We start from the raw sequence: 20,024 nt of genomic DNA on the forward strand, positions 1-20,024 counted from the left end.
CAACCCGCCTGGCTCGAGACGCAGACCGTGTTGCGCCGGCCGTGGTGCTGCATCAGGACCGTCTCGATCGAGAGGTCGTCGTGCAGCTTCAGGAGGGCCTTGATGGTCTGGCCGTCCTCTGCCTCCTGGAGGGTGATCGCCTCGAGCGGCGAAAAGGGGTCCGGGGCGGCGTCGCGGGTCAGGGCGCGGTACAGCTCGCGTCCCTGGTGCGGGCGCATGCCGTGCACCTCGAGGAGCGCCTCGGCCCGGTTGAGCCCGGCGCGGCGCGCCTTGTCGTGGAGGTAGCGGAGCCATGGTGCTTCAGCGCTCATCATTCGCCCATTCTAGCAACATTCCGGCAAAAGGGACGCCCCCCGACACAGGTCGGGGGGCGTCTCTACCAGGGAGATGCGAACTACTACTTGATCGCGATCTTCGCGCCGGCGGCCTCGAGCTTGGCCTTGAGGGCGTCGGCCTCTTCCTTCTTGACCTTCTCCTTGACGGCCTTGGGGGCGCCGTCGACGAGATCCTTGGCTTCCTTGAGGCCGAGGCCGGTGGCCTCGCGGACGACCTTGAGGACTTCGATCTTCTTGTCGCCAGCCGACTCGAGGATGACGTCGAACTCGGTCTTCTCCTCGGCAGCGGCGGCAGCGCCGGCGCCGGGGGCCATCATCATCATGCCGCCCATCGCGGGGGCAGCCGACACGCCGAAGGTGTCCTCGATCATCTTGACGAGGTCGGCAACTTCGAGGAGCGACTTCTCCTTGATGGCGTCGACGATCTGTTCGTTGGTAAGAGTGGACATTTACGTGTTCTCCTTTAAATGCAGGCCGGACGTGCCGGCGCTAACAACTGAATCGTAGGATCGAGGCTTAGAGCACCTTACAAAACCAGGCATGTTACGGCCTCTGGCCGCCGTGGGCGGCTTGAAGGAACAGTTTTGTAATGCGCTCTTACGCGCTTTCCTTCTCGCGACGGACCGCATCGAGGGCGTACACGAGGTTGCGGGCACCGCCCGACAGCGCGGAGGCGAGCTTCTGAGCGGGGCTCTGGAGGCTGCCGAGCATGCGGCCGAGGAGGACTTCCTTGCTGGGCATGCTGGCGAGATCCTTGACCTCGGCGACCGAGAGGGCCTTGCCCTCCATGACGCCGCCGCGGACCTTGATCTCGACCTTGCGCTTCTCCTTGGCGAAGTCGCTGACGACCTTGGCCGCAGCCACGGCGTCGTCGAAACCGATCGCAAGCGCGGTGGGACCGGCGAGGAAAGGCTCCATGGCCTTCCAGCTGTCCATGTCGCGGGTGACCAGGTCGATGAGGGTGTTCTTCGAAACCGTCAGGTCGCCGCCGACCTTCTGGAGACGACGACGCAGGTCGGTGATCTCCTTGACGGTCAGGCCGCGGTAATCGGTGACGATGGCCACCTGGGCGCGGTCGAAGATGTCGCGCAGCTCGGAAACGGTCTGCTGCTTCTTCTCTTTCGTAGGCATTGTAGTATTCACCTCCTTCGGTGAGAGCTTCAATAATCGAGCCGGACTCCCGCCGCAAGGTGGCAGGAGTCCGGCGATCGGGGTCCCTTTCGGGAAACTTTCGCTCGAAGCTCTTCCGCTACCTCGGCAGGGGTAATTTAAATCGGCGGGGCCGATCCCTGCTGTCTCTGGCGTGGGGAACACGTCTCGATTCAATTGTTCAACCAGTATAGCGCAAGTTCCTGGTTAAGACAAGATGAAGGGGGCGAGAAATTTTCTCGCCCCCTTCATCTCGTGATGGCTGACTTACGCCTTGGGGGCGAGGTCGTTCATCTTGGCGGTGTCGACCTTGAGGCCGGGGCCCATCGACGAGGTCAGGTAGATGCTCTTGACGTAGGTGCCCTTCGCCGCGGCGGGCTTGACCTTGTTGATCGCATCGACCAGGGCGGCGTAGTTCTTGCCGAGGTCCTCGGCGCTGAACGAGGCCTTGCCCACGGGGACGTGGACGATACCCTGCTTGTCGGCACGGAACTCGACCTTACCGGCCTTGAACTCCTTGACCGCCTTGCCGATCTCGAAGGTGACCGTGCCGGCCTTGGGCGAGGGCATCAGGCCGCGGGGGCCGAGCACCTTACCGACGCGACCGAGCGCACCCATGATGTCCGGGGTGGCGATCAGGAGGTCGAACTCCATCCAGCCGTCCTGGATCTTGGGGATCAGCTCTTCGCCGCCGACCACGTCGGCGCCGGCCGCTTCGGCTTCCTTGACCTTGTCGCCCTTGGCGATGACCGCCACGCGGACGGTCTTGCCGGTGCCGGCGGGAAGGACGACCGTCGAGCGGACCTGCTGGTCGGCGTGCTTGACGTTGATGCCGAGGCGCAGGTGCGCTTCGACCGTCTCGTCGAACTTCGCGGTCGCGAACTTCTTGGTCAGCTCGATCGCTTCAAGGGGCCCGTAGGTCTTGGCGAGGTCGAGTCCTTCGTAGATCGCCTTCTGGCGCTTGCTAAGCTTGGCCATTTTTTCCTCCTGTGGTCAGACGGGGGGCGCGGGGCCCCCCTCCCACATGACTAGTAGGGGGTTACTCCTGGACGGTGACGCCCATCGACACCGCAGTGCCGGCGACCATCTTCATGGCCGACTCGATGCTGGTGCAGTTGAGGTCGGGCATCTTGATCGTCGCGATCTCGCGGATCTGGTCCATCGTGATCGAGCCGACCTTCTCCTTGTTGGGGGTTCCGGAGCCCTTCGCGGCGCCGGCAGCCTTCATGACCAGCTGCGAGGTCGGAGGGGTCTTGAGGACGAACGTGTAGGAACGATCCTCGTAAACCGTGATCTCGACCGGGATGATCTGCCCGGCCTTGTCCGCGGTCTGCGCGTTGTAGTTCTTACAGAAGTCCATGATGTTGACGCCGTGCTGACCCAGCGCCGGACCCACGGGGGGAGCCGGATTGGCCTTGCCCGCGGGCAGCGCCAACTTGATCAGGGCGGTAACCTTCTTCGCCATTGTGTTTTCACCTCCTTGTAGGTGACCGGGGGAAGCCCCCGGCTACCGAACTAGACTTTTTGAACCTGAGCGAACTCGAGCTCGACCGGCGTGGGACGGCCGAAGATCGAGACCGACACCTTGATCTTGCCCTTCTCGGGGTTGACCTCGATGATGTCTCCCGAGAAGTCGGCGAAGGGACCGGCGATGACCTTGACGTGCTCGCCGATGTGAAGGTCGATCTGGATCTTGGCCTTGGTCGCGGCGCGCTTGAAGATCTTGCGCACCTCGCGGTCGGAAAGGGGGGTGGGCTTGGTGGTCGACCCCACGAACGAGGTGACGCCCGGGGTGTTGCGGACGACGTGCCAGGAGGCCTCGTCCATGTCCATCTCGACCAGCACGTAGCCGGGGAAGACCTTGCGGGGCTTCTCGACCCGCTTGCCTTCCTTGATCTCGACCACCGTCTCCTCGGGGACCTCGACGTGGAAGATTCGGTCGGTCATGCCCATCGATTCCGAGCGGCGCAGGATGTTCTCCCGGACCTTGTCCTCGTAACCCGAATAGGTGTTAACGACATACCACTTTCTACTCATGCGTCCTCGTCTATGTTGAGTGGTCCGGTCAGTCGGGATGCTCTTAGACCAGGAACCTGTTTGAAATGAGCGCGAAGATCCAATCGAACAAGGTGATGAGCGTGGTCAGGACCGCGACGAAGACCAGAACGATGATCGTCTCGTTGGTGACCATCCGGCGCGAGGGCCAGGAGATCTTCTTGAACTCGCCGCGGACCTCGCCGAGGTAGCTCTGGGCGCCCTTGGCCCAGCCGAAGGCCGGGACTCCCATTCCACCCTTGAGTGAAAGGGAGGCGTCACGCTCTTCGGCTTCGCTGGCTGCGTTCTCTTCTTGACCCCCCTCGAGGGAGGTCTTGTTCGTATCGGACAACGGATTACTCTCTTCCTTCGAAAAGCCCTGCGGGCTTCCGAAACCAGACGGTCCACCCCCGAGGTGCCCAGATCCCTGGGTGCCTGCCAGGCGTGGACCGTGCGGTCTTTGGTATCAGAAGCGAGGCGCGACCTGTAGGACTCGAACCCACGACATGCGGTTTTGGAGACCGCCGTTCTACCAACTGAACTAAGGTCGCACGGACCGCGCGCTACTTGGTCTCGCGGTGCGGGTGCACCGTGCGGCAGCGCTTGCAGTACTTCTTGAGCTCGACCCGATCCGGATCGTTCTTCTTGTTCTTCATCGTGGTGTAGTTGCGCTCCTTGCACTCGGTGCAAGCCAGCGTGATGATGACGCGCATTGTTCCAGGTCTCTCCTGTGAATGACGGCCGGTGGGTCGTCATTAAGGTTTCTTAAACTTGTCTTTAACGGTCCGAAACGGATTGCAGTTTGAAACTTACCACAACGAAGGGTTGGTGTCAAACGCCACGTGTTTCGCGATGTGAGGTGGATGAACCCCAGTGTAGCAGCAAATGCCCGAACTAGACAAGCATTCCCCTCTCGCTTGTGCCCAAATCCGCTCGCACGGTAGACTGGGACGGATTCCGGAGGGTTCATTCGATGTCGCATCCCTTGCTCAGCGTGGTGGTCACCACCTACAACCGCGTCGCGATCCTAGAGAAGGCGCTGCGCGCTCTTCTGGACCAGCGCACCGAACTCGCGTACGAGGTCCTGGTGGTGGATGACGGCTCCACCGACTCCACCCCGCAGCTCATCGAGGCCCTCGGGGTCGACCATCCGCGCCTGCGTGGCGTGGCCCAGCCCAACCAGGGCCGCGCCCACGCCCGCAACACCGGCATCCGCGAGGCCAGAGGCGAGCTGCTTTGCTACGTCGACTCGGACGTGGTGGTGGTCCCGACCTTCGTCCAGGCTCACGTGGACGCGCACCGCGCCGCGCGCGAGAAGCGTCCCGATCGCGAGGTCTTCGTCCAGGGCCACTCGGTCAACGTGGACGACTTCGAACGCCTCACTGAGGCCAGGGTGCCCCCCTTCGACCCCTCGCGGGCCTTCTTCGACACCAAGAACGTCTCCATCCGGCGCCGGGTCCTTGAGGAGGTCGGGGGCTTCGACACCGGCTTCGTCGAGTACGGCTGGGAGGACCTGGAGCTCGGGGTGCGCCTCAAGGCCAAGGGAGTCGGGATCATCCGCTCGAACCAGGCCCTCGGCTTCCACTACCATCCGGCCTTCACGGTGGGCGACTTGCCGAAGCTGCGCCGGATCGAGGAGGAGCGCGGGCGCATGGCGGCGCGCTTCCTGGCGATGCACCCCACCCTGGACGTGCGCCTGATGACCCAGGACACCTGGTTTCACGCGGGCCTCGACGCCGTTTTGACCTGGGGGGGGCTCCTGAACGAGCGCTCCCTTCGTCCGGTGTTCGAGCGGCTCGAGCGCTCGGGCCACGCGGCCTTCGCGGCGCAGCTGGCCCAGATCGTCCTGAACCAGTACAACATCCGGGCGCTGCGCCAGGCCCTGCGCAACAATCCTTAAAGGCAGGGCGACGCAAGTTGCCCCGCACGCGGGCGATAGAGAGGAGCGGGTGAACTTTCGCCCTCCGCACCTTGTCAACCGAGTGACACCTCGAGGCCCGCGGGTCGGTGCGCTGCGACACTGATTTTTGCGGGTACACATTTCTTTAGTTCATCTTCGGGTGCCACTTTCGACCGAGGCGCTTGCCTCAAGTCAAACTGTGGTAGTATTTTCGCCTTGCGCGGTCCCCTGCCGACACCGGTCCTGCCGGGATTGACAGAGGGCCTTTAAACTTGTTTTAATAAACGCTCTCGCTGGCGCCCTGCGCCCGGCGAGATCCCGGCGACGACGTCGTCACGGGCTGTCGGGTCTCCTTCGAGCCTGGTGCCCGGCCCGCGTCGCCTTACCGCTGCGACGGACCTTGCCTCAAGGGTGGGGCCGCCGTTTTCTTGGCCGCAGGTCGATTCGGACGTGGCGGTAGTCCGGATGACCACCCGATTTAGGAGGGCTGCTTGAATTGGAACGTACTGCTCGCGGAGTCTATGGCCCGCACCTGACGCTCGACGCCTACGGATGCGACCCGGAAAAGCTCGCCAACTTTAGCCTCGTGTACGCCTGGCTGAAGGAGCTCCCCGCTAAGCTCGGTATGGAAGTGTTGTTTCCCCCTTACTGCCACGACTACGTCAACGAGAATCCGCTCGAGAGCGGCGTGACGGGTCTGGTCGGTCTCACGACCAGCCACTGCAGTATCCACACCTATCCTTACATGCACTGCCAGGACGACCCGAGCTTGGTCGGTATCGCATTCGTGGACGTGTTCAGTTGCTTGCCCTTCGACACGGATCTCGTGGTCGAGGACTTCAAGGCGACCTTCGGCGGAACCGACTTCCGCGTGAACATCGTCGAGCGCGGGGATCGCTTCCCGATCAACCGCGAGCACAAGGCCACCATCGTTCGCCAGCCGGCTTTGGTGTAACCAGGTCCGATTCAAGCAGGGTCCCGCTTCGGCGGGGCCCTGTTTGCTTGTTTTCACGAGGGACGCTCGCCACCTCCGTCGCCGGAAGCTCGTTCAATCGAGCCGTGGGATCCCCTGACTGCCGCAGGTATTCTGGGCACGACCCTCGGCCGTTCATGAGACACGTTCGGCCTCACGGAGGACCCCCATGCTGCGCACGGAACGCCTGGGCTTCCGGCTCGCAGTCCTGCTGGCGTGCACGATGCTGGCCGGCTGCGATGCCCTCGGCAACATCATCCCTGGCATGAGCTCCTACAAGTCGGCGCCCTCGGGTGGCAAGACCACTCTCTTGACCTTCGAGACTCCCTCGATGCCCTTCGAGAACGCGGCCAAGGGCGAGGCCACGGGCTTCGCCGCGGGGGCCTGGGCCGTGGTGGACGGAAAGCTCCAGCAGACCCAGGGGGCCACCGACAACCTCGCCAATCACCTCAAGTACACGGGCGACGCCTTCGGGGACCAGGGCGGGCGCGCCGGGCGCGCCTACCGCGTCTCGGTGGATTGCTCGGTGGCCAAGGAGGCCGACTCGCCTGCGGTTCACGGCTACCCGGTGGGCGTGCTGGCCCTGATGCCCTACTACAAGGACCCCACCCACTACGTGATGCTGGTGGCGGACAAGCAGAACCTCTCGTGCTGGGTGGTCAACGGCCAGCGCCCCGCGGGCGCCGAGTGGCCGGCTGATGCCATGATCTGGGACGAGTGGCTTGCCGAGCCCATGGACGCGAGCGCGTCGGTGCGCTGGGGCGCCGAGGTGGACGTGGACTCGCACGCCCTGACGATCTACGTCAACGACCAGAAGAAGGCCACCCGCACCGTGCCCATGATCAGCCGCGATCCCCACTGGGTCGCCCTGGGGGCCAACGGCAACTACGCCCAGTTCGACAATTTCAAGATTGTCTGGACCAAGTAGGAGGATCTTCATGAAGGCGCGAGTCCTCTGGCCGTCGCTGGTCGTCACCGCGGCGATCGCCGTCGCGTGCTCCAAGGGGGGCGACGGCGCAAACGGCCCCATCAGCCCCAACCGCACCGCTCCGGATGGCCCCCCCAAGGAGTTCGTTGGCGAGCCCCAGGAGTTCCCCGCTGGCCCCGCGCTCGACGGGGCGACGCTGGTCGAGAAGGTGGACTTCCAGACGCCTGCCGTGCCGTTTCGCGACGCGGTGTCCCAGGCGGCCCTGGCCTCGGGCAGCTTCGCCCCGGGCAAGTGGTCGAGCGGAAACGGCGTCTACGTCCAGCAGGAGCCCGGCGCCAACACCCGGCTGTCGATCCGGAGCTACACGGGCAACGTGGGCACCCGCTACCGGGCCGAGGTGACGGGCTGGGTCTACCGGGCCTTCGTCGCCGATCCGGCCAAGGATCAGGGCGTGGTGATCCTGATGCCCTTCTACAGGGACGAGACCCACTACGTCATCTGCTCGGCGAGCCCCAACGTCGCCGAGGCCTGGGTCTGCAACGGGCAGCTGCCCGGGGGATCCTGGCCAACCAGCAACAAGCTGTGGGGCCAGATGATCGCGCCCGCCCGGACGGTGGGCAGTGCCTTCACCTGGACCTGCGACGTGGACACCGTGGCCAACTCCATGACCCTCTACCTCAACGGCGACAAGAAGGCCACCGTCACCTCGCCCTTGATCGACGGGGCGGGCACCGTCGCCCTGGCATCCAACGGGGCCCAGGTCAAGTACGCGGGCTTCAAGCTCTACAGCCTGACGGGCGGCACGGCGACGGGCCCTTCGCCGGATCCCAGCGTCCGGACCGTCCCCTCGCCGCCTCCCAGCGTCCGGACTCCGGCGAGCCCGCGTCCGGTGGCACCCGTCCCCCGCGCCACGCAGGCCCCCGCCGAGGAGCCGTAGCTCCGCTCGCGGGGCCGGTCACTGCCCCCTGTCGGGTGTGGTATCATGGCCAGAGGATGGCCCGGAAGTCGCGTGAGGCGGCGGCCGGGCCATCGCTGGCAGTCGCGGCCTTCCGATGAAGAGAGGCCTGGAGAGGATCGATGGAGCAGCAATTCGAGAGCCTGGTCTCGCGGTACCGCTCGGGCGAGTGGACCTCGCGGAGCAACAGCCTGAGAGCGATCGTCGAGCCGCCCTCGCCGGGGGACATCCAGCGCCTGCCCGAGCGGGGCGACGCCGAGTACCGGGCCCTCGAGGCGCTCGGCCGCGAGGCCATCGAGGCCGGAGCGGTCGGCGCGCTGATCCTCGCGGGCGGCATGGCGACCCGCTTCAACTGGGACCACCCCAAGGGGATCTACCCGATCCTCGACGGGGCGAGCTTCCTGGAGCTCAAGATCCGCTGGATCCGCGAGCACTCGGCCACCATGCCGATCTTCATCATGACGAGCTTCCACACCCACGAGGCGATCAAGGCTCACCTGGAGGAGCACGGCCACTTCGGGGCGGACCCGTCCGGGATCCATCTCTTCCAGCAGTACCGCTTCCGCCGGCTGTCGCCGGACGGCGCTTATTTCTCTTCGCCGGACGGCAGCGAGGACCACGCCGCCCCCGGCCACGGGGATTTCGTCGCGGTCCTCAACCAGACGGGCCTCCTCCAGCGCTTCATGGCCGAGGGCGGGCGCTACCTGCTTTTCTCCAACGTGGACAACCTGGGGGCCTCCATCGAGCCCGCGATCATCGGGTGCCACATCAAGTCGGGCCGCCAGATGACTGTCGAGGTCGCCGCCAAGCTTCCCGGCGACAAGGGCGGGGCGCCGGCCAGGGTGGACGGCCGCATGCAGCTGGTCGAGGGCTTCGCCTTCCCGGCGGACTTCGACCAGGACCGGATCCCGGTCTTCAACACGGCCACCTACGTCTTCACCGCCGAGGCTCTCCGGGGGCCGATCGAGCTGCCCTGGTACGTGGTCGAGAAGAGGGTCAACGGCCAGCCGGTGATCCAGTTCGAGCACCTGGCAGGGGATCTGACCTGCCAGCTCAAGACGGGCTTCGTCGAGATCGATCGTGACGAGCGTTTCATCCCGGTCAAGAGCCAGGGCGAGGTGCCGGCGGCCCAGGAGCTGATCCGCCGCAAACGGAGCGTACCCGCGTAGTCTCGCAGCCGAGCTCTTCGCTAGAATTCACCGATTCTCACTGATGGCATTGCCCCCCGATTCGCCTGGTCGGGGGGCAATGCTGCGTGATCGATGCGATCAAGGTCCGAGGCTTTCAATGAAATTGTGCGAGGGAGGGGTTGAGGGTACGCTTTTGGATCGCCTCAGAACGAGAATGTACGTTTAGTTTTTTAAAGATACGCTTGATGTGAGTACGAAGTGTTTCATCGCCGATGCTGAGCCTCGTCATTATCTCAGGTGTCGGTAGGTGTAGCGAATTAAGCACGCGTTGTTCAGCAGGGGTCAGAAAATTTTGAGGGGGAGCCTCGAAGAGGGCATCGAGCTTGGCAGATAGGCTTGCCAAAACGAGTTCAAGAAAGGCGGCATCGGAGAAAGACCACTCGGAAGGCGAGCGCGAACCGACAAGTTCGAGTTGGCCGCTTGGATATTTTGATAGAGGAATAACGCAAGTCTGGCGGAACCTGCCGTTCAATGAACCACCTGAACATGAGAGTCGAACAGGGCTTGAGTGACATTGCTGAGGAAGCTCGATTTGAACGCTGTCAAGACGGAGCAAATGAAACAACAGCTCTGCTACAAATGTGAGAAGTTGATTTGCTGATGATTTTTCGTTAATTGGCAGAACGATCTGATTTGCAAGCTTTAGCGAACCTGCAATGGAAAGTGATTCAGGGGTTCTCGGTCCAATCATTCCATGTCACCCAAACATCACCATTGAAGAGTTAGATGGTATTTTTCTATTATAGTATAATCAATCGATTATGTTCAAGATTGATAATTTGTTTACTTCATTGTTATTTTGACCGGAGGATTCACTTGAAGAGAAGCAAGATCTTGACAGTTGTCTGTCTCTCGAGCCTCGCTTCGTATTCGCTTGCGACAAAAGCGAATGCCCAGGTGCTTATGGCATTGAAGACGGATGGAACCTCAACGTACCAAATGCGTGGGACTTTTGCCAAAGTGAGGACCACGGTCCCCGTTGGAAATGAACAAAGGACCCTTAATTGGCAAATGGGTCGGAACTATTACTTTATTCAGGTTGGTGGTGGCTCTGTTGGCTTTCAGATGGGCCTGACCGAAGGAATAAACTGGGGATAGTATTTCCGAGAGTACTATTATTCCCAGGTCAATGCTAACCCTGGATATGGCGAATACAAGGTGATTACGGGGACGCCCGGTTCCGGAACCCCTATTGGGTTGCAGATTACCCATGTGGGTGGCGGAAACTGGGTTGGTACGAGCCCCGGTTTTTGTCAATCGCCTGCGATTAATGTCGCGGTTACAGAATTCGATAGAGCGGGCGTATATACCAAGACCGCCGGATCTAAGACAACGGTTGACGATACCTCATACAAAATTTTCGAAGGCTTCTCTTACAACGACTTAATCAAGAGAAATGATCTACCTGCGCCTAATCAGAATCCTGAAAGTAATAACTATGGAAAGGCGAAATACTTTGGAAGCTTGACTGGGAAAGGTCGTTTCGGTCTATTTGTGAATGAGTTTTAGTTGAGGAAGAATTCAATGCACATGAGAAATATCGCTGCTTTAGCTTGTGTTGTTGCGCTTAGTGCTTGCCAGGTGCAAATTGGGACAAATACGACCTAAACTATCAAGCCAGATACGGTTTCTGCGGTAGACCACGTCAGAAAAGTGACCGATTTGTTCGGTGATTCAAGAGTTGAGAATATCAATGTGGTTGATATACTTAATTCTACTGCTGTAGCAAGAACGATTCAGAGCATTGATGCTGAAGATGGAGACAAGGATATTCTCGTCTCACTAAGCGGAGATCTTGAGTGGCCATTCCCCCCTGACGAAGCAAGCGGGAAGGTGACGGGTCGACATGCGGTCGTATTGATCGACAAGGACACTGGATCTATTAAATACGTTAATATGTCGCGAGAGCAACTATAGAGTTGGAAGAGGCCTGGATTCTGGGCCTCTTTGTTGTAAAGAGATGAAGATGAATAGATTATTACTGCTGTTCGTGTTACTCATTTCCGCGTGTGCTTCAGGCAATTCAGACTTGTTTGAAACCTATTTCTACGCGTATGAACTCTCTCCAGAGAATAGAAAAATAGGAACTGATTGCGAGATTAAGTTAAATAACCTGAAAATGGGCAAGTATGAGGCCTATGTCCTGGTCTCTAAGAACGACGCTCAGCAGTTGCATGGAGATAGAAAATTGAACTCCATAAAACTGGATGAATTTTCAATCACTCAGAGTGGCGAAGGAAAGACGATAACGATAAAACTTGGAGGGGAATTTAAGAACGTTGAAGGTTCACCCGTCAAGATCGAGGAAGGTGATGGGGTCGCTCTCCGTCTCTTGTTCCTGGATCAAAAAAAGAAGGGTCTTGATATCATCCTGCTTGGTGATTAAGTAAGTAGGGTCCCAAAAGAGCGCAGGCATTAATAAAATAATACTTCCTACGCTCTGCGTTTTATTATTATCTTGCTGATTAAAAAGTTTACGCCATCTGCAGCGGGACGATCGACTTGACGATCTCGCCGCGCAGGGTGAAGGGCCGCGCCTCGGTCACCTGGACCTTGACGATCTGGCCTTCGAGCGAGGCATCACCCGGGAAGTAGCAGATCTTGTTGCCGCGGGTGCGGCCCTGGAAGACCTCGGGGTTCTTGGAGCTGGGGCCCTCGACCAGGACCTCCTGGACGGTGCCCACCATCCGGCGGTTGCGGCGGTAGGCGACCTCGGCGACCTTCTCGTTGAGGCGCTGCAGGCGATCGGCCTTCACCTCCTCGCCGAGCTGGTCGTCGCGCTTGCCGGCGGGGGTCCACTGGCGGACCGAGTAGCTCGCGGTGTTGTTGGAGTCGAACTCGACCCTGTCCACCACCTCGAGGGTCCCCTGGAAGTCCTCCTCGGTCTCGCCGGGGAAGCCCACGATGAGGTCGCCCGAGATGACGGCGTCGGGGATGTGCTTGCGGATGAGCGCAACTTTTTCAAGGTACTCGGCGACGGTGTAGCCGCGCTTCATCTCGGCGAGCACCCGGTCCGAGCCCGCCTGGATCGGGAAGTGGAAGTACTCCATCACGTTGGGAAGCGCGGCGACGGTCTCGACCAGCTCCTCGGTCATGTCGAGGGGGTGGGAGGTCAGGAAGCGGATGCGCTCGACCCCGGGCACTGCCGAGAGGCGGCGCAAAAGGCCGCCGAGGGTCGTCTTCTCGTCGCCTTGAAGCTCCATGCCGTAGCGATCGACCGTCTGCCCGAGGAGGGTGAACTCCTTGAAGCCCTCGTCAACCAGCTCGCGGACCTCTTTCTCGATGGCCTCGGGCTTGCGGCTCTGGTAGGGGCCGCGGGTGTAGGGCACGATGCAGTAGGTGCAGAAGTAGCTGCAGCCGTGGATGATGGGCACCCAGGCGTGGAACTTGCCCTCGCGCACGGTGGGCAGGTCGTCCGGGATGGGGGCCTTGAGGTTGCCGATCCGGGTGATGGGGCCCTTGATCCGGGCCTCCTCGAGCAGCTCGGGCAGCTCGTGGTAGTTGTGGGTGCCGACCACCACGTCCACCAGGGGCACGCGCTCGCGGATCCGGTCCTTCTCCTGCTGGGCGACGCAGCCCATGACGGCGATCTGGACGTCGGGGTTGGCCTTCTTGCGGTCCTTCCAGACGCCGAGGAGGCTGAAGAGCTTGTCCTCGGCCTTCTCGCGGATCGAGCAGGTGTTGACGACGAGCAGGTCCGCCTCGGTCTCCTCGTCGGTCAGCCGGTAGCCCTCGGCGGCGAGCATGCCGATCACCTTCTCGGAGTCGGACATGTTCATCTGGCAGCCGTGGGTCTTGATGTAGACGCGCTTGGTCGCGGTCGTTTCCTGGGCGTCGGCGGGGGTCATGGCGGCGCTATCCTCTCGAAGCTTGGGTCTGCGCTTCTGATTGTAGCATGGTCGCCACCGACCCCCATTTCAGCATCAGGCCTCGGCTTCGACACCCATGAGGCGCGCGATGGCACCCTGGTAGGGGGGCCTCAGGATGCCGCGCTCGGTGATGATCCCGCGGATCAAGGAGCCCGGGGTGACGTCGAAGCTGGGGTTTTCGACCTTCACCCCCTCGGGGGCGATGCGGTGGCCGTCGATCTCGGTGACCTCGCGCGGGTCGCGGTCCTCGATGGGGATCTGCTCGCCGGTGGCGGTCGAGGGGTCGATGGTCGAGGTGGGGGCCGCGATGTAGAAGGGGATGCCGTGGGCATGGGCGAGCACCGCGAGGCCGTAGGTGCCGATCTTGTTGGCGGTGTCGCCGTTGGCGGCGATGCGGTCGGCGCCGGTGATGACGAGATCCACTCTCCCGCGCTGCATGAAGTGGGCCGCCATGTTGTCGGTGATGAGGGTGAAGGGGATCCCGAGCCGCGAAAGCTCCCAGGCGTTGAGCCGGGCGCCCTGGAGGCGCGGCCGCGTCTCGTCGACCCAGACGTGCAGTTGCTTGCCCGCTTCGTGGGCGGTGCGGATCACCCCGAGCGCCGTCCCGTAGTCGACCGTGGCCAGGGCACCGGTCGAGCAGTGGGTCAGCACGTTCATGCCGTCGTGGATGAGCTCGGCGCCGTGCTGGCCGATGGCCTGGTTGATCGCCTCGTCCTCCCGGGCCATCACCTGGGCCTCGAGCACCAGGTAGTTGACGAGGTCGTTGACCCCGATGTGGAGCTTCTCCTCGGCGGCAAGGAGCATCCGATCGAGCGCCCAGCCGAGATTGACCGCGGTGGGGCGGGTGGCGCGCAGCTCGCGTGCTGCTCCCTGGATCGCGGCGAGGAGGGCCGTGGTGTCCGGGGCCTTGGCGGCCTGGGCCGCCAGCGCGATCCCCATGGCGGCGGCCACCCCGATGGCGGGGGCTCCGCGGACCTGCATGGAGGTGATCGCGTGCGCCACGTCCTGGTAGGTCTTGCAGGTGACGATCGCGGTCTGGGCGGGCAGGCGGGTCTGGTCGATCAGCTCGACGGCACCACGGTTCCACTGGACGGTCTTCACGGGGGGCTCCTCTCGAAGGGGACAACCATCCTATCTTACACGCCAAAAGGCCCCCCGGACGGATCCGGGGGGCCAAGGGATATTGCTCTTTAGGGGTAGAGGCCCCGCAGGTCGAGGGCGGCGGCGACGCGGCCGACGCCGATCGAGTAGGCGCCCATGCGGAAGGTGAGGTCGCGGGTCTGGACCAGGTTCGCGACCTGGCCGAAGGCGCGGACCATGATCTCCTTGAGCTTGGCGTTGACCTCGTCCTCGGTCCAGAAGAGCATGCTCATGCCCTGGACCCACTCGAAGTAGCTCACGACCACGCCGCCGGCGTTGGCCAGGATGTCGGGGACGACCGTGATGCCCTTCTTCTCGAGGATGGCATCCGCCGCGGGGGTGATGGGGCCGTTGGCGGCCTCGACGATGAACTCGGCCTTGACCTTCTCGGCGTTCTTCTCGGTGATGACCGCCTCGAGCGCCGCCGGGATCAGCACGTTCACGTCGAGCAGGAGCAGTTCGTCGTTGCTGATGGGCTGGGCATCGGGGTAGCCGCCGAGGTTGCCGTTGACCTTGACGTACTTCATCATCGCGGGGATGTCGAGGCCGGCGGGGTTGTAGTAGCCGCCGGTGACGTCCGAGACCGCGAGGACCTTGGCGCCCTGCTGGTCGGCGAGCATGGCCGCGATCGAGCCGACGTTGCCGAAGCCCTGGACGGCGATGGTGGTGCCCTTGAGGGTGCGGCCCTTGAGGCGCAGCAGCTCGTTGGTGATGGTGATGACGCCGCGGCCGGTGGCCTCGAAGCGGCCAAGGCTACCGCCGATGGCGATGGGCTTGCCCGTCACGACCCCGGGGGCCGCATAGCCCTTGTTGACGCTCCAGGTGTCCATGATCCAGGCCATCTCGCGGGGGCTGGTGTTGACGTCGGGAGCGGGGATGTCCTTCTGGGGATCGAAGACCAGCACCATGTCGGCCGCGAAGCGGCGGGTCAGGCGCTCGAGCTCGCCCAGCGAGAGCGACTTGGGGTCCACCGTCACGCCGCCCTTGGCGCCGCCGTAGGGCAGGCCGACCAGCGAGCACTTCCAGCTCATGAGCATCGCCAGCGCGGTGACCTCGTCGATGTCGACCGAGGGATGGAAGCGCAGGCCGCCCTTGTAGGGCCCGAGCGCGTTGTTGTGCTGGACGCGGTAGCCGGCGAACATCTTGGTGGAGCCGTCGTCCATGCGCACGGGGCTGTTGACCTGGACGACCCGGTCCGGGTAGGCCAGCCGTTCGTGCAGGCCCGCATCGAGCCCGAGGATGTCGATGCACTTGGTGAGCTGCATCCGCGCCGAGGTGAGCGGCGACGTGTGGGTGGGTTCAGTCACGATCATCGTTGAACGTCCTATGAAAGCGCGGGCGAGCCCAGCGCGGGGGAACGGTCTAGGGGAAGAGGGTGGCGCGGGGCGTGACGCGGTCTCCGGGCCAAAGTTGCCGCCATTCTAAACAATGCCTTCTTGACTGTCAATTGAGGTGGTAGCGGGCTTCTCAGCCGCGTACGAGGGGCCGGTCGAGAGGAAGCGCCCGGAGCGCACGTCCTCGGCATAAGCGGCGATCGCCCGGGTGAGCGACTCGTGCAGGTTGGCGTAGCGGCGAGCGTGCTTGGGCAGGTGATCCACGTGGAGGCCGACCAGGTCGTGCAGCACCTGGATCTGGCCATCGCACCCCTCGCCCGCGCCGATCCCGATGGTCGGGATGGAGAGGGCTTCGGTGACCCGGCGCGCCACCTCGTCGGGCACCAGCTCCAGGACCAGCATGGACGCGCCGGCCGCCTCCACCGCGAGGGCCTGGGCCATGAGCGCCTCGGCGGCCTCGGGGGTCTTGCCCTGGATCTTGAAACCGCCGAGCTGGTGAAGGTGCTGGGGGGTGAAGCCCAGGTGAGCGACCACCGGGACGCCGTGAGCGACCAGCGAGCGGATGGCCTCGAGCTGGGGAGGGTGCCCGCCCTCGAGCTTGATCGCCTGGACCATTGCCTCTTTGAGGAAGCGGCCGCCGTTGCGGACGGCCTCATCGAGGCTGGCGTCCGCCATGAAGGGCATGTCGGCCACGACGAAGGCGCGGTGCGTGCCCCTGGCCACCGCGCGCGCGTGGTGGATCATCTCGTCCATGGTGACCGAGAGGGTGTTGGGATGGCCCAGCACGACCGGGCCGAGGCTGTCGCCGACCAGGATGAGGTCCACTCCCGACTGGTCCACGGCCATGGCCATGGCGTAGTCGTAGGCCGTCAGGGCGACGATGGGCTCGCGCTGGTCCTTCTTGCGGCGCAGGGATGCGATCGTGTGACGCTTGATGAGCAAGGGGATGTCCTCCGAGCAGGCCCAGTGCCGCTCTGATTCTCGCCCCATTCTACCACGCGGCAAAGCGTCTGGCGCTCTAGCCCCGCTGGATGGCGAGCAGCTGGACGCGGCCGTTTCCGCGATCGGTGACGTAGAGGGTGTCGTCGGGGCCGATGGCCAGGCCCTCGGGGCCGTTGAACTCGCCGGGGCCCGTCCCCTTGTTGCCGAAGGAGAGGACGAACTGGCCCTCGGGGTCGAAGACCTGGATCCGGTGGTTGAGGGTGTCGGCGACGTACCAGTTGCCGAAGCGATCGAGGGTGATCTCGCGCGGGATGGAGAACTCGCCCGGGCCGTTGCCGCGCCGGCCGACCGTCTTGACCAGCTCGCCGCGCGAGCCGAAGACCTGGATGCAGGAGGTGCCGAAGTCGAGGACCAGGATGTTGCCGCGGTGGTCGAGGGCGAGGCCCCCGGGCGACTGCAGGCCGCGCTCGCGGCCCAACACGCCGATCTGCTTCTCGTTGGCGTCGAACACCAGCACCCGGTGGTTGTTGGGCTCGGAGAGGAGCAGGTGGCCGTTGGGGGCGATGAACAGGCGACCCGGAACCGAGGGGCTCTCCTCGCTGGTTCGCTCGCGCTTCCAGACGTTGAGCTGCCGGCCGGCGGAGTCGAGCTTGTAGATCCGGTAGTCCATGTCGTCGGTGACGTAGAGGATCCCCTGCGGGCTGAGGGCGAGCGCGCGGGGGAAGCGGAAGGTCTCCTGCATCTGCTGGGGCCGGATCGCCCGGAGGAAGCGTCGCTCCTCGTCGAAGACCTGGATGCGGCCGTTGTCGGTGTCGGCGACCAGGAGGTGCCGGGAGGCGTCGAACACTATCCCGCGCGGCTGCTGGAACTCGCCCTGCCCCACGCCGGGCTTGCCGATCGCGCCCTTCACCGAGAGGCCGGTCACGTGGCGAAGCAGCGGCGAGGCCATGCGATCCGGGGCGTTCACGGGCCTGGCGACGGGGCGTGGCTCGGTGCCGGGGAGGGGCCCCGCGAGCGTGGTCTGCGGGAGGGCGCCGGTGCCGCGCGCGGGCATCACGGGGATGCCCGGGCGAACCCCGCCGGCGGCCGGCGGCATGGCGGGGATCCCGCGCGCCGGGGCGCTCTCCTGGGGGGCGGCAGGCTCCGGAGGGCGGCTCGCGGCGCCCGGGATGGAGTAGGTCAAGGGGGCGGTACCCGCGCGGCCGCAGTTGGCGCACACCCTCGCCCCGCCCGTCATCGGGGCCTGGCAGTGGCGGCAGCTGGGGGGGGCGAAGGCGGTCGGTTCCGCGGCTTGCTCGATGATCCTGGGGGGGGCGGGCTTCTCGGCCTCGCGCAGGGCGGCCGAGAGGGCATGCCCCATCTCGGCCGCGCGGTTGTAGCGCTCCTCGGGGGTCTTCTTGAGGGCGCGCAGCACGACGGCCTCGAGCTTGGGGGGGACCTGGGCGTTGATCTCGCTCGGCGGGGTGGGCGCCGCGTTCATGATGTTGAGGATCGTCCCGCCAAGGTTGCCCGCGTCGAAGGGGGTCTTGAAGGTGAGCATCTCGTAGATGAGCGCCCCCAGCGAGAACAGGTCGCTGCGGCCGTCCACCAGGCGCGAGTCGCAGAGCTGCTCCGGCGAGATGTAGGCGATGGTGCCCAGGGTGGTGCCGGTGGTGGTCATTGAGGGCAGGTCGCTCTTGACCCGCGCCACGCCGAAGTCCGTGAGCTTCACCGCCCCGGTGTCGGCGAGCATGATGTTGTCGGGCTTGATGTCTCGGTGGACCACGCCCGCCTGGTGGGCGTAGTCGAGGGCCGCGCAGATCTGGACCGAGATGTCCACCACCTGCTTGATCGAGAAGCTCTTCTTCTGCTCCAGGAAGTCGCCGAGGCTCTTTCCCTCGAGCAGCTCCATGGCCATGTAGTGGCGATCGCCGTCCTGGCCGTAGTCGTAGACCGTGACGATGTTGGGGTGGCTCATGCGGGCGGCGGCCATCGCCTCTCGCCTGAAGCGCTCGACCGTGTCCAGCCGCTCGACCTCGGGCAGGGCGTTGGAGAGCAGCAGCTCCTTGACGGCGACCGTGCGCCCGAGCCGGGTGTCGGTCGCCTTGTAGACGACGCCCATCCCCCCCCGGCCGAGTTCGGAGAGGATTTCGTAGTTGCCGAGCCGATCCGACATGACGGTTGATTCGCGGTCGAGCCGGCGCTAGCCGGCGTTGCGGAGCAGGATGACGGTGATGTTGTCGTGCCCGCCTCGCTCGTTGGCCAGGGCTACCAGCCGCTCGCAGGCGACCTGCAGGTCCGGGGCGTCGTTGGCGATGGCGAGCATCTCCTCGTCGGCGACCAGGCCCGAGAGGCCGTCGCTGCACAGCAAGAGGCGGTCGCCCGGGTTCCAGTCGACGACCAGGGTGTCGGCCTCGATCTCCATCTGCATGCCCAGGCACTTGGTGATGACGTTCCGGTAGGGGTGGCGCTGGGCCTCCTGCGGGGTGATGGCGCGGGCCCGCAGCAGCTGGGCGACGACCGAGTGGTCCTCGGTGATCTGGGCGATGGCGTCCCGGGTCAGGAGGTAGGCGCGGCTGTCGCCGATGTGGCCCAGGTAGACTGCGGCTTCGCAGGTGACGGCGACGACGGCGGTGGTGCCCATCCCGCGCATCGAGGCGTCCTGGAGCGAGGCGTTGACGATGACGCGGTTGGCCTCCTGGATGGCGGCCTGGATCACCCGGGGCAGGTCGCCGTCGGGGGCCTGGTCGATGGCCTCGCCGGTGAGAAGGGTGCTGAGGGTCTCGACGGCACACAAGGAGGCCTTCTCGCCCGCCAGGTGGCCGCCCATCCCGTCCGCCACCACGTACAGGCCGCGCGCCGGGTCCGCCGTCAGGCAATCCTGGTTGATCTCGCGGACCTTCCCCACGTCGGTGAGCGAGCCGGCAACGAGGCCGGTGGCCCGCTGGTAGCTGGCGGGCTTGGGGTCACGGGGCGCCGTGGTTTCTTCGTTTGTCGTCGTCACGAATCTCGCCTTTAGCCGTAGTGGGGACGGGCACGCAGGGCGTTCAGCACCTGATCCTGGGTGGCGAAGCCCCCTTCGAGCAACACCTGGACGAGCGGCACCTGCTGCTCGTATTGGGCCTGGACGGCCTGGGTCAGCTGCTCTTCGGTCAGGACCCCTGCTTCCACCAGTAACATTCCCAGCGGCGGCTGGTTGCTAACCGGCTGCGGAGCGAGCAGCTCCTGAGGGACCTCGAAGCCGTAGCTGGTCTGGAACGGGTCGAAGCTGAAGGCGTTGAAGTCGTCGCTCAAGC

Annotated in this window: 22 protein-coding genes and 1 tRNA gene; 6 read left to right on the plus strand and 17 right to left on the minus strand. The window is 64.0% G+C overall.

Features of this window, described 5'->3' with window-relative positions; all coding sequences use genetic code 11:
- The 9 genes from V6D00_04835 to rpmG form a co-directional block, all read right to left on the minus strand.
- A partial coding sequence (locus tag V6D00_04835) for a hypothetical protein (protein HEY9898488.1) occupies window positions 1-311 on the minus strand: 311 nt, incomplete at its 3' end.
- Between the two features lie 86 nt (window positions 312-397).
- Complete coding sequence (rplL, locus tag V6D00_04840) at window positions 398-784, minus strand: 50S ribosomal protein L7/L12 (protein ID HEY9898489.1); 387 nt, start codon at window positions 782-784, stop codon at window positions 398-400.
- 148 nt (window positions 785-932) lie between these two features.
- A complete protein-coding gene (rplJ, locus tag V6D00_04845; GenBank protein HEY9898490.1) occupies window positions 933-1,466 on the minus strand; it encodes a 50S ribosomal protein L10 in 534 nt (177 codons plus the stop codon).
- A gap of 285 nt (window positions 1,467-1,751) precedes the next feature.
- Window positions 1,752-2,462 (minus strand): 50S ribosomal protein L1, encoded by a 711-nt coding sequence (gene rplA / locus V6D00_04850; GenBank protein HEY9898491.1) that lies wholly within the window; start codon window positions 2,460-2,462, stop codon window positions 1,752-1,754.
- Window positions 2,463-2,523: 61 nt separating this feature from the next.
- Window positions 2,524-2,949, minus strand: a complete 426-nt coding sequence (gene rplK, locus V6D00_04855; GenBank protein ID HEY9898492.1) for a 50S ribosomal protein L11 — start codon at window positions 2,947-2,949, stop codon at window positions 2,524-2,526.
- Between the two features lie 50 nt (window positions 2,950-2,999).
- Entirely contained in the window at window positions 3,000-3,521 is a 522-nt protein-coding gene (nusG, locus tag V6D00_04860) for a transcription termination/antitermination protein NusG (GenBank protein ID HEY9898493.1), read from the minus strand.
- 43 nt (window positions 3,522-3,564) lie between these two features.
- The gene (secE, locus tag V6D00_04865) at window positions 3,565-3,870 is read right to left on the minus strand and encodes a preprotein translocase subunit SecE (protein ID HEY9898494.1); all 306 of its coding nucleotides are present in this window, start codon (window positions 3,868-3,870) and stop codon (window positions 3,565-3,567) included.
- Window positions 3,871-3,996: 126 nt separating this feature from the next.
- Window positions 3,997-4,069: transfer RNA gene (locus V6D00_04870), tRNA-Trp, on the minus strand.
- Between the two features lie 12 nt (window positions 4,070-4,081).
- On the minus strand, window positions 4,082-4,231 hold the full coding sequence (gene rpmG, locus V6D00_04875) for a 50S ribosomal protein L33 (protein ID HEY9898495.1): 150 nt from the start codon (window positions 4,229-4,231) through the stop codon (window positions 4,082-4,084).
- 260 nt (window positions 4,232-4,491) lie between these two features.
- On the opposite strand from rpmG, the gene V6D00_04880 reads away from it, so the two are divergent.
- From V6D00_04880 to V6D00_04900, 5 genes are all read left to right on the plus strand, one after another.
- Window positions 4,492-5,418 carry a glycosyltransferase gene (locus tag V6D00_04880; protein HEY9898496.1) on the plus strand — a complete coding sequence of 309 codons (927 nt, stop codon included), beginning with the start codon at window positions 4,492-4,494 and terminating at the stop codon, window positions 5,416-5,418.
- A gap of 496 nt (window positions 5,419-5,914) precedes the next feature.
- A complete protein-coding gene (locus tag V6D00_04885; protein ID HEY9898497.1) occupies window positions 5,915-6,373 on the plus strand; it encodes an S-adenosylmethionine decarboxylase in 459 nt (152 codons plus the stop codon).
- A 187-nt stretch (window positions 6,374-6,560) separates the two neighbouring features.
- Window positions 6,561-7,319 (plus strand): hypothetical protein, encoded by a 759-nt coding sequence (locus tag V6D00_04890; protein HEY9898498.1) that lies wholly within the window; start codon window positions 6,561-6,563, stop codon window positions 7,317-7,319.
- A 10-nt stretch (window positions 7,320-7,329) separates the two neighbouring features.
- Window positions 7,330-8,256 carry a hypothetical protein gene (locus tag V6D00_04895; GenBank protein ID HEY9898499.1) on the plus strand — a complete coding sequence of 309 codons (927 nt, stop codon included), beginning with the start codon at window positions 7,330-7,332 and terminating at the stop codon, window positions 8,254-8,256.
- Between the two features lie 140 nt (window positions 8,257-8,396).
- A complete protein-coding gene (locus V6D00_04900) occupies window positions 8,397-9,443 on the plus strand; it encodes a UTP--glucose-1-phosphate uridylyltransferase (protein ID HEY9898500.1) in 1,047 nt (348 codons plus the stop codon).
- A 115-nt stretch (window positions 9,444-9,558) separates the two neighbouring features.
- Here the strand turns inward: V6D00_04900 and V6D00_04905 are convergent, their stop codons facing one another.
- Window positions 9,559-10,155 (minus strand): helix-turn-helix transcriptional regulator, encoded by a 597-nt coding sequence (locus V6D00_04905; GenBank protein ID HEY9898501.1) that lies wholly within the window; start codon window positions 10,153-10,155, stop codon window positions 9,559-9,561.
- A gap of 1,338 nt (window positions 10,156-11,493) precedes the next feature.
- Between V6D00_04905 and V6D00_04910 the strand changes: the two genes are divergently transcribed.
- On the plus strand, window positions 11,494-11,850 hold the full coding sequence (locus tag V6D00_04910) for a hypothetical protein (GenBank protein ID HEY9898502.1): 357 nt from the start codon (window positions 11,494-11,496) through the stop codon (window positions 11,848-11,850).
- A gap of 88 nt (window positions 11,851-11,938) precedes the next feature.
- Here V6D00_04910 and miaB read toward each other — a convergent pair whose 3' ends face one another.
- The 7 genes from miaB to V6D00_04945 all read right to left on the minus strand — a co-directional run bounded on the left by miaB (window position 11,939) and on the right by V6D00_04945 (window position 20,022).
- Window positions 11,939-13,312, minus strand: a complete 1,374-nt coding sequence (gene miaB / locus V6D00_04915) for a tRNA (N6-isopentenyl adenosine(37)-C2)-methylthiotransferase MiaB (protein HEY9898503.1) — start codon at window positions 13,310-13,312, stop codon at window positions 11,939-11,941.
- A gap of 75 nt (window positions 13,313-13,387) precedes the next feature.
- Window positions 13,388-14,434, minus strand: a complete 1,047-nt coding sequence (gene mtnA, locus V6D00_04920; GenBank protein ID HEY9898504.1) for an S-methyl-5-thioribose-1-phosphate isomerase — start codon at window positions 14,432-14,434, stop codon at window positions 13,388-13,390.
- Window positions 14,435-14,523: 89 nt separating this feature from the next.
- Window positions 14,524-15,786: a Glu/Leu/Phe/Val dehydrogenase gene (locus tag V6D00_04925; GenBank protein HEY9898505.1), complete on the minus strand. Its 1,263-nt coding sequence runs from the start codon at window positions 15,784-15,786 to the stop codon at window positions 14,524-14,526.
- Between the two features lie 108 nt (window positions 15,787-15,894).
- Window positions 15,895-16,749, minus strand: coding sequence for a 3-methyl-2-oxobutanoate hydroxymethyltransferase (gene panB / locus V6D00_04930; GenBank protein ID HEY9898506.1), 855 nt, complete (start codon window positions 16,747-16,749; stop codon window positions 15,895-15,897).
- Window positions 16,750-16,825: 76 nt separating this feature from the next.
- Window positions 16,826-18,904 (minus strand): protein kinase, encoded by a 2,079-nt coding sequence (locus V6D00_04935; GenBank protein HEY9898507.1) that lies wholly within the window; start codon window positions 18,902-18,904, stop codon window positions 16,826-16,828.
- A gap of 27 nt (window positions 18,905-18,931) precedes the next feature.
- Window positions 18,932-19,732 carry a Stp1/IreP family PP2C-type Ser/Thr phosphatase gene (locus V6D00_04940; GenBank protein ID HEY9898508.1) on the minus strand — a complete coding sequence of 267 codons (801 nt, stop codon included), beginning with the start codon at window positions 19,730-19,732 and terminating at the stop codon, window positions 18,932-18,934.
- An 11-nt stretch (window positions 19,733-19,743) separates the two neighbouring features.
- Window positions 19,744-20,022 carry a hypothetical protein gene (locus V6D00_04945; GenBank protein HEY9898509.1) on the minus strand — a complete coding sequence of 93 codons (279 nt, stop codon included), beginning with the start codon at window positions 20,020-20,022 and terminating at the stop codon, window positions 19,744-19,746.
- Window positions 20,023-20,024 lie beyond the last annotated feature (2 nt).

The organism is Pantanalinema sp., from assembly GCA_036704125.1.
In the GTDB taxonomy this organism is placed as follows: Bacteria; Cyanobacteriota; Sericytochromatia; order S15B-MN24; family UBA4093; genus JAGIBK01.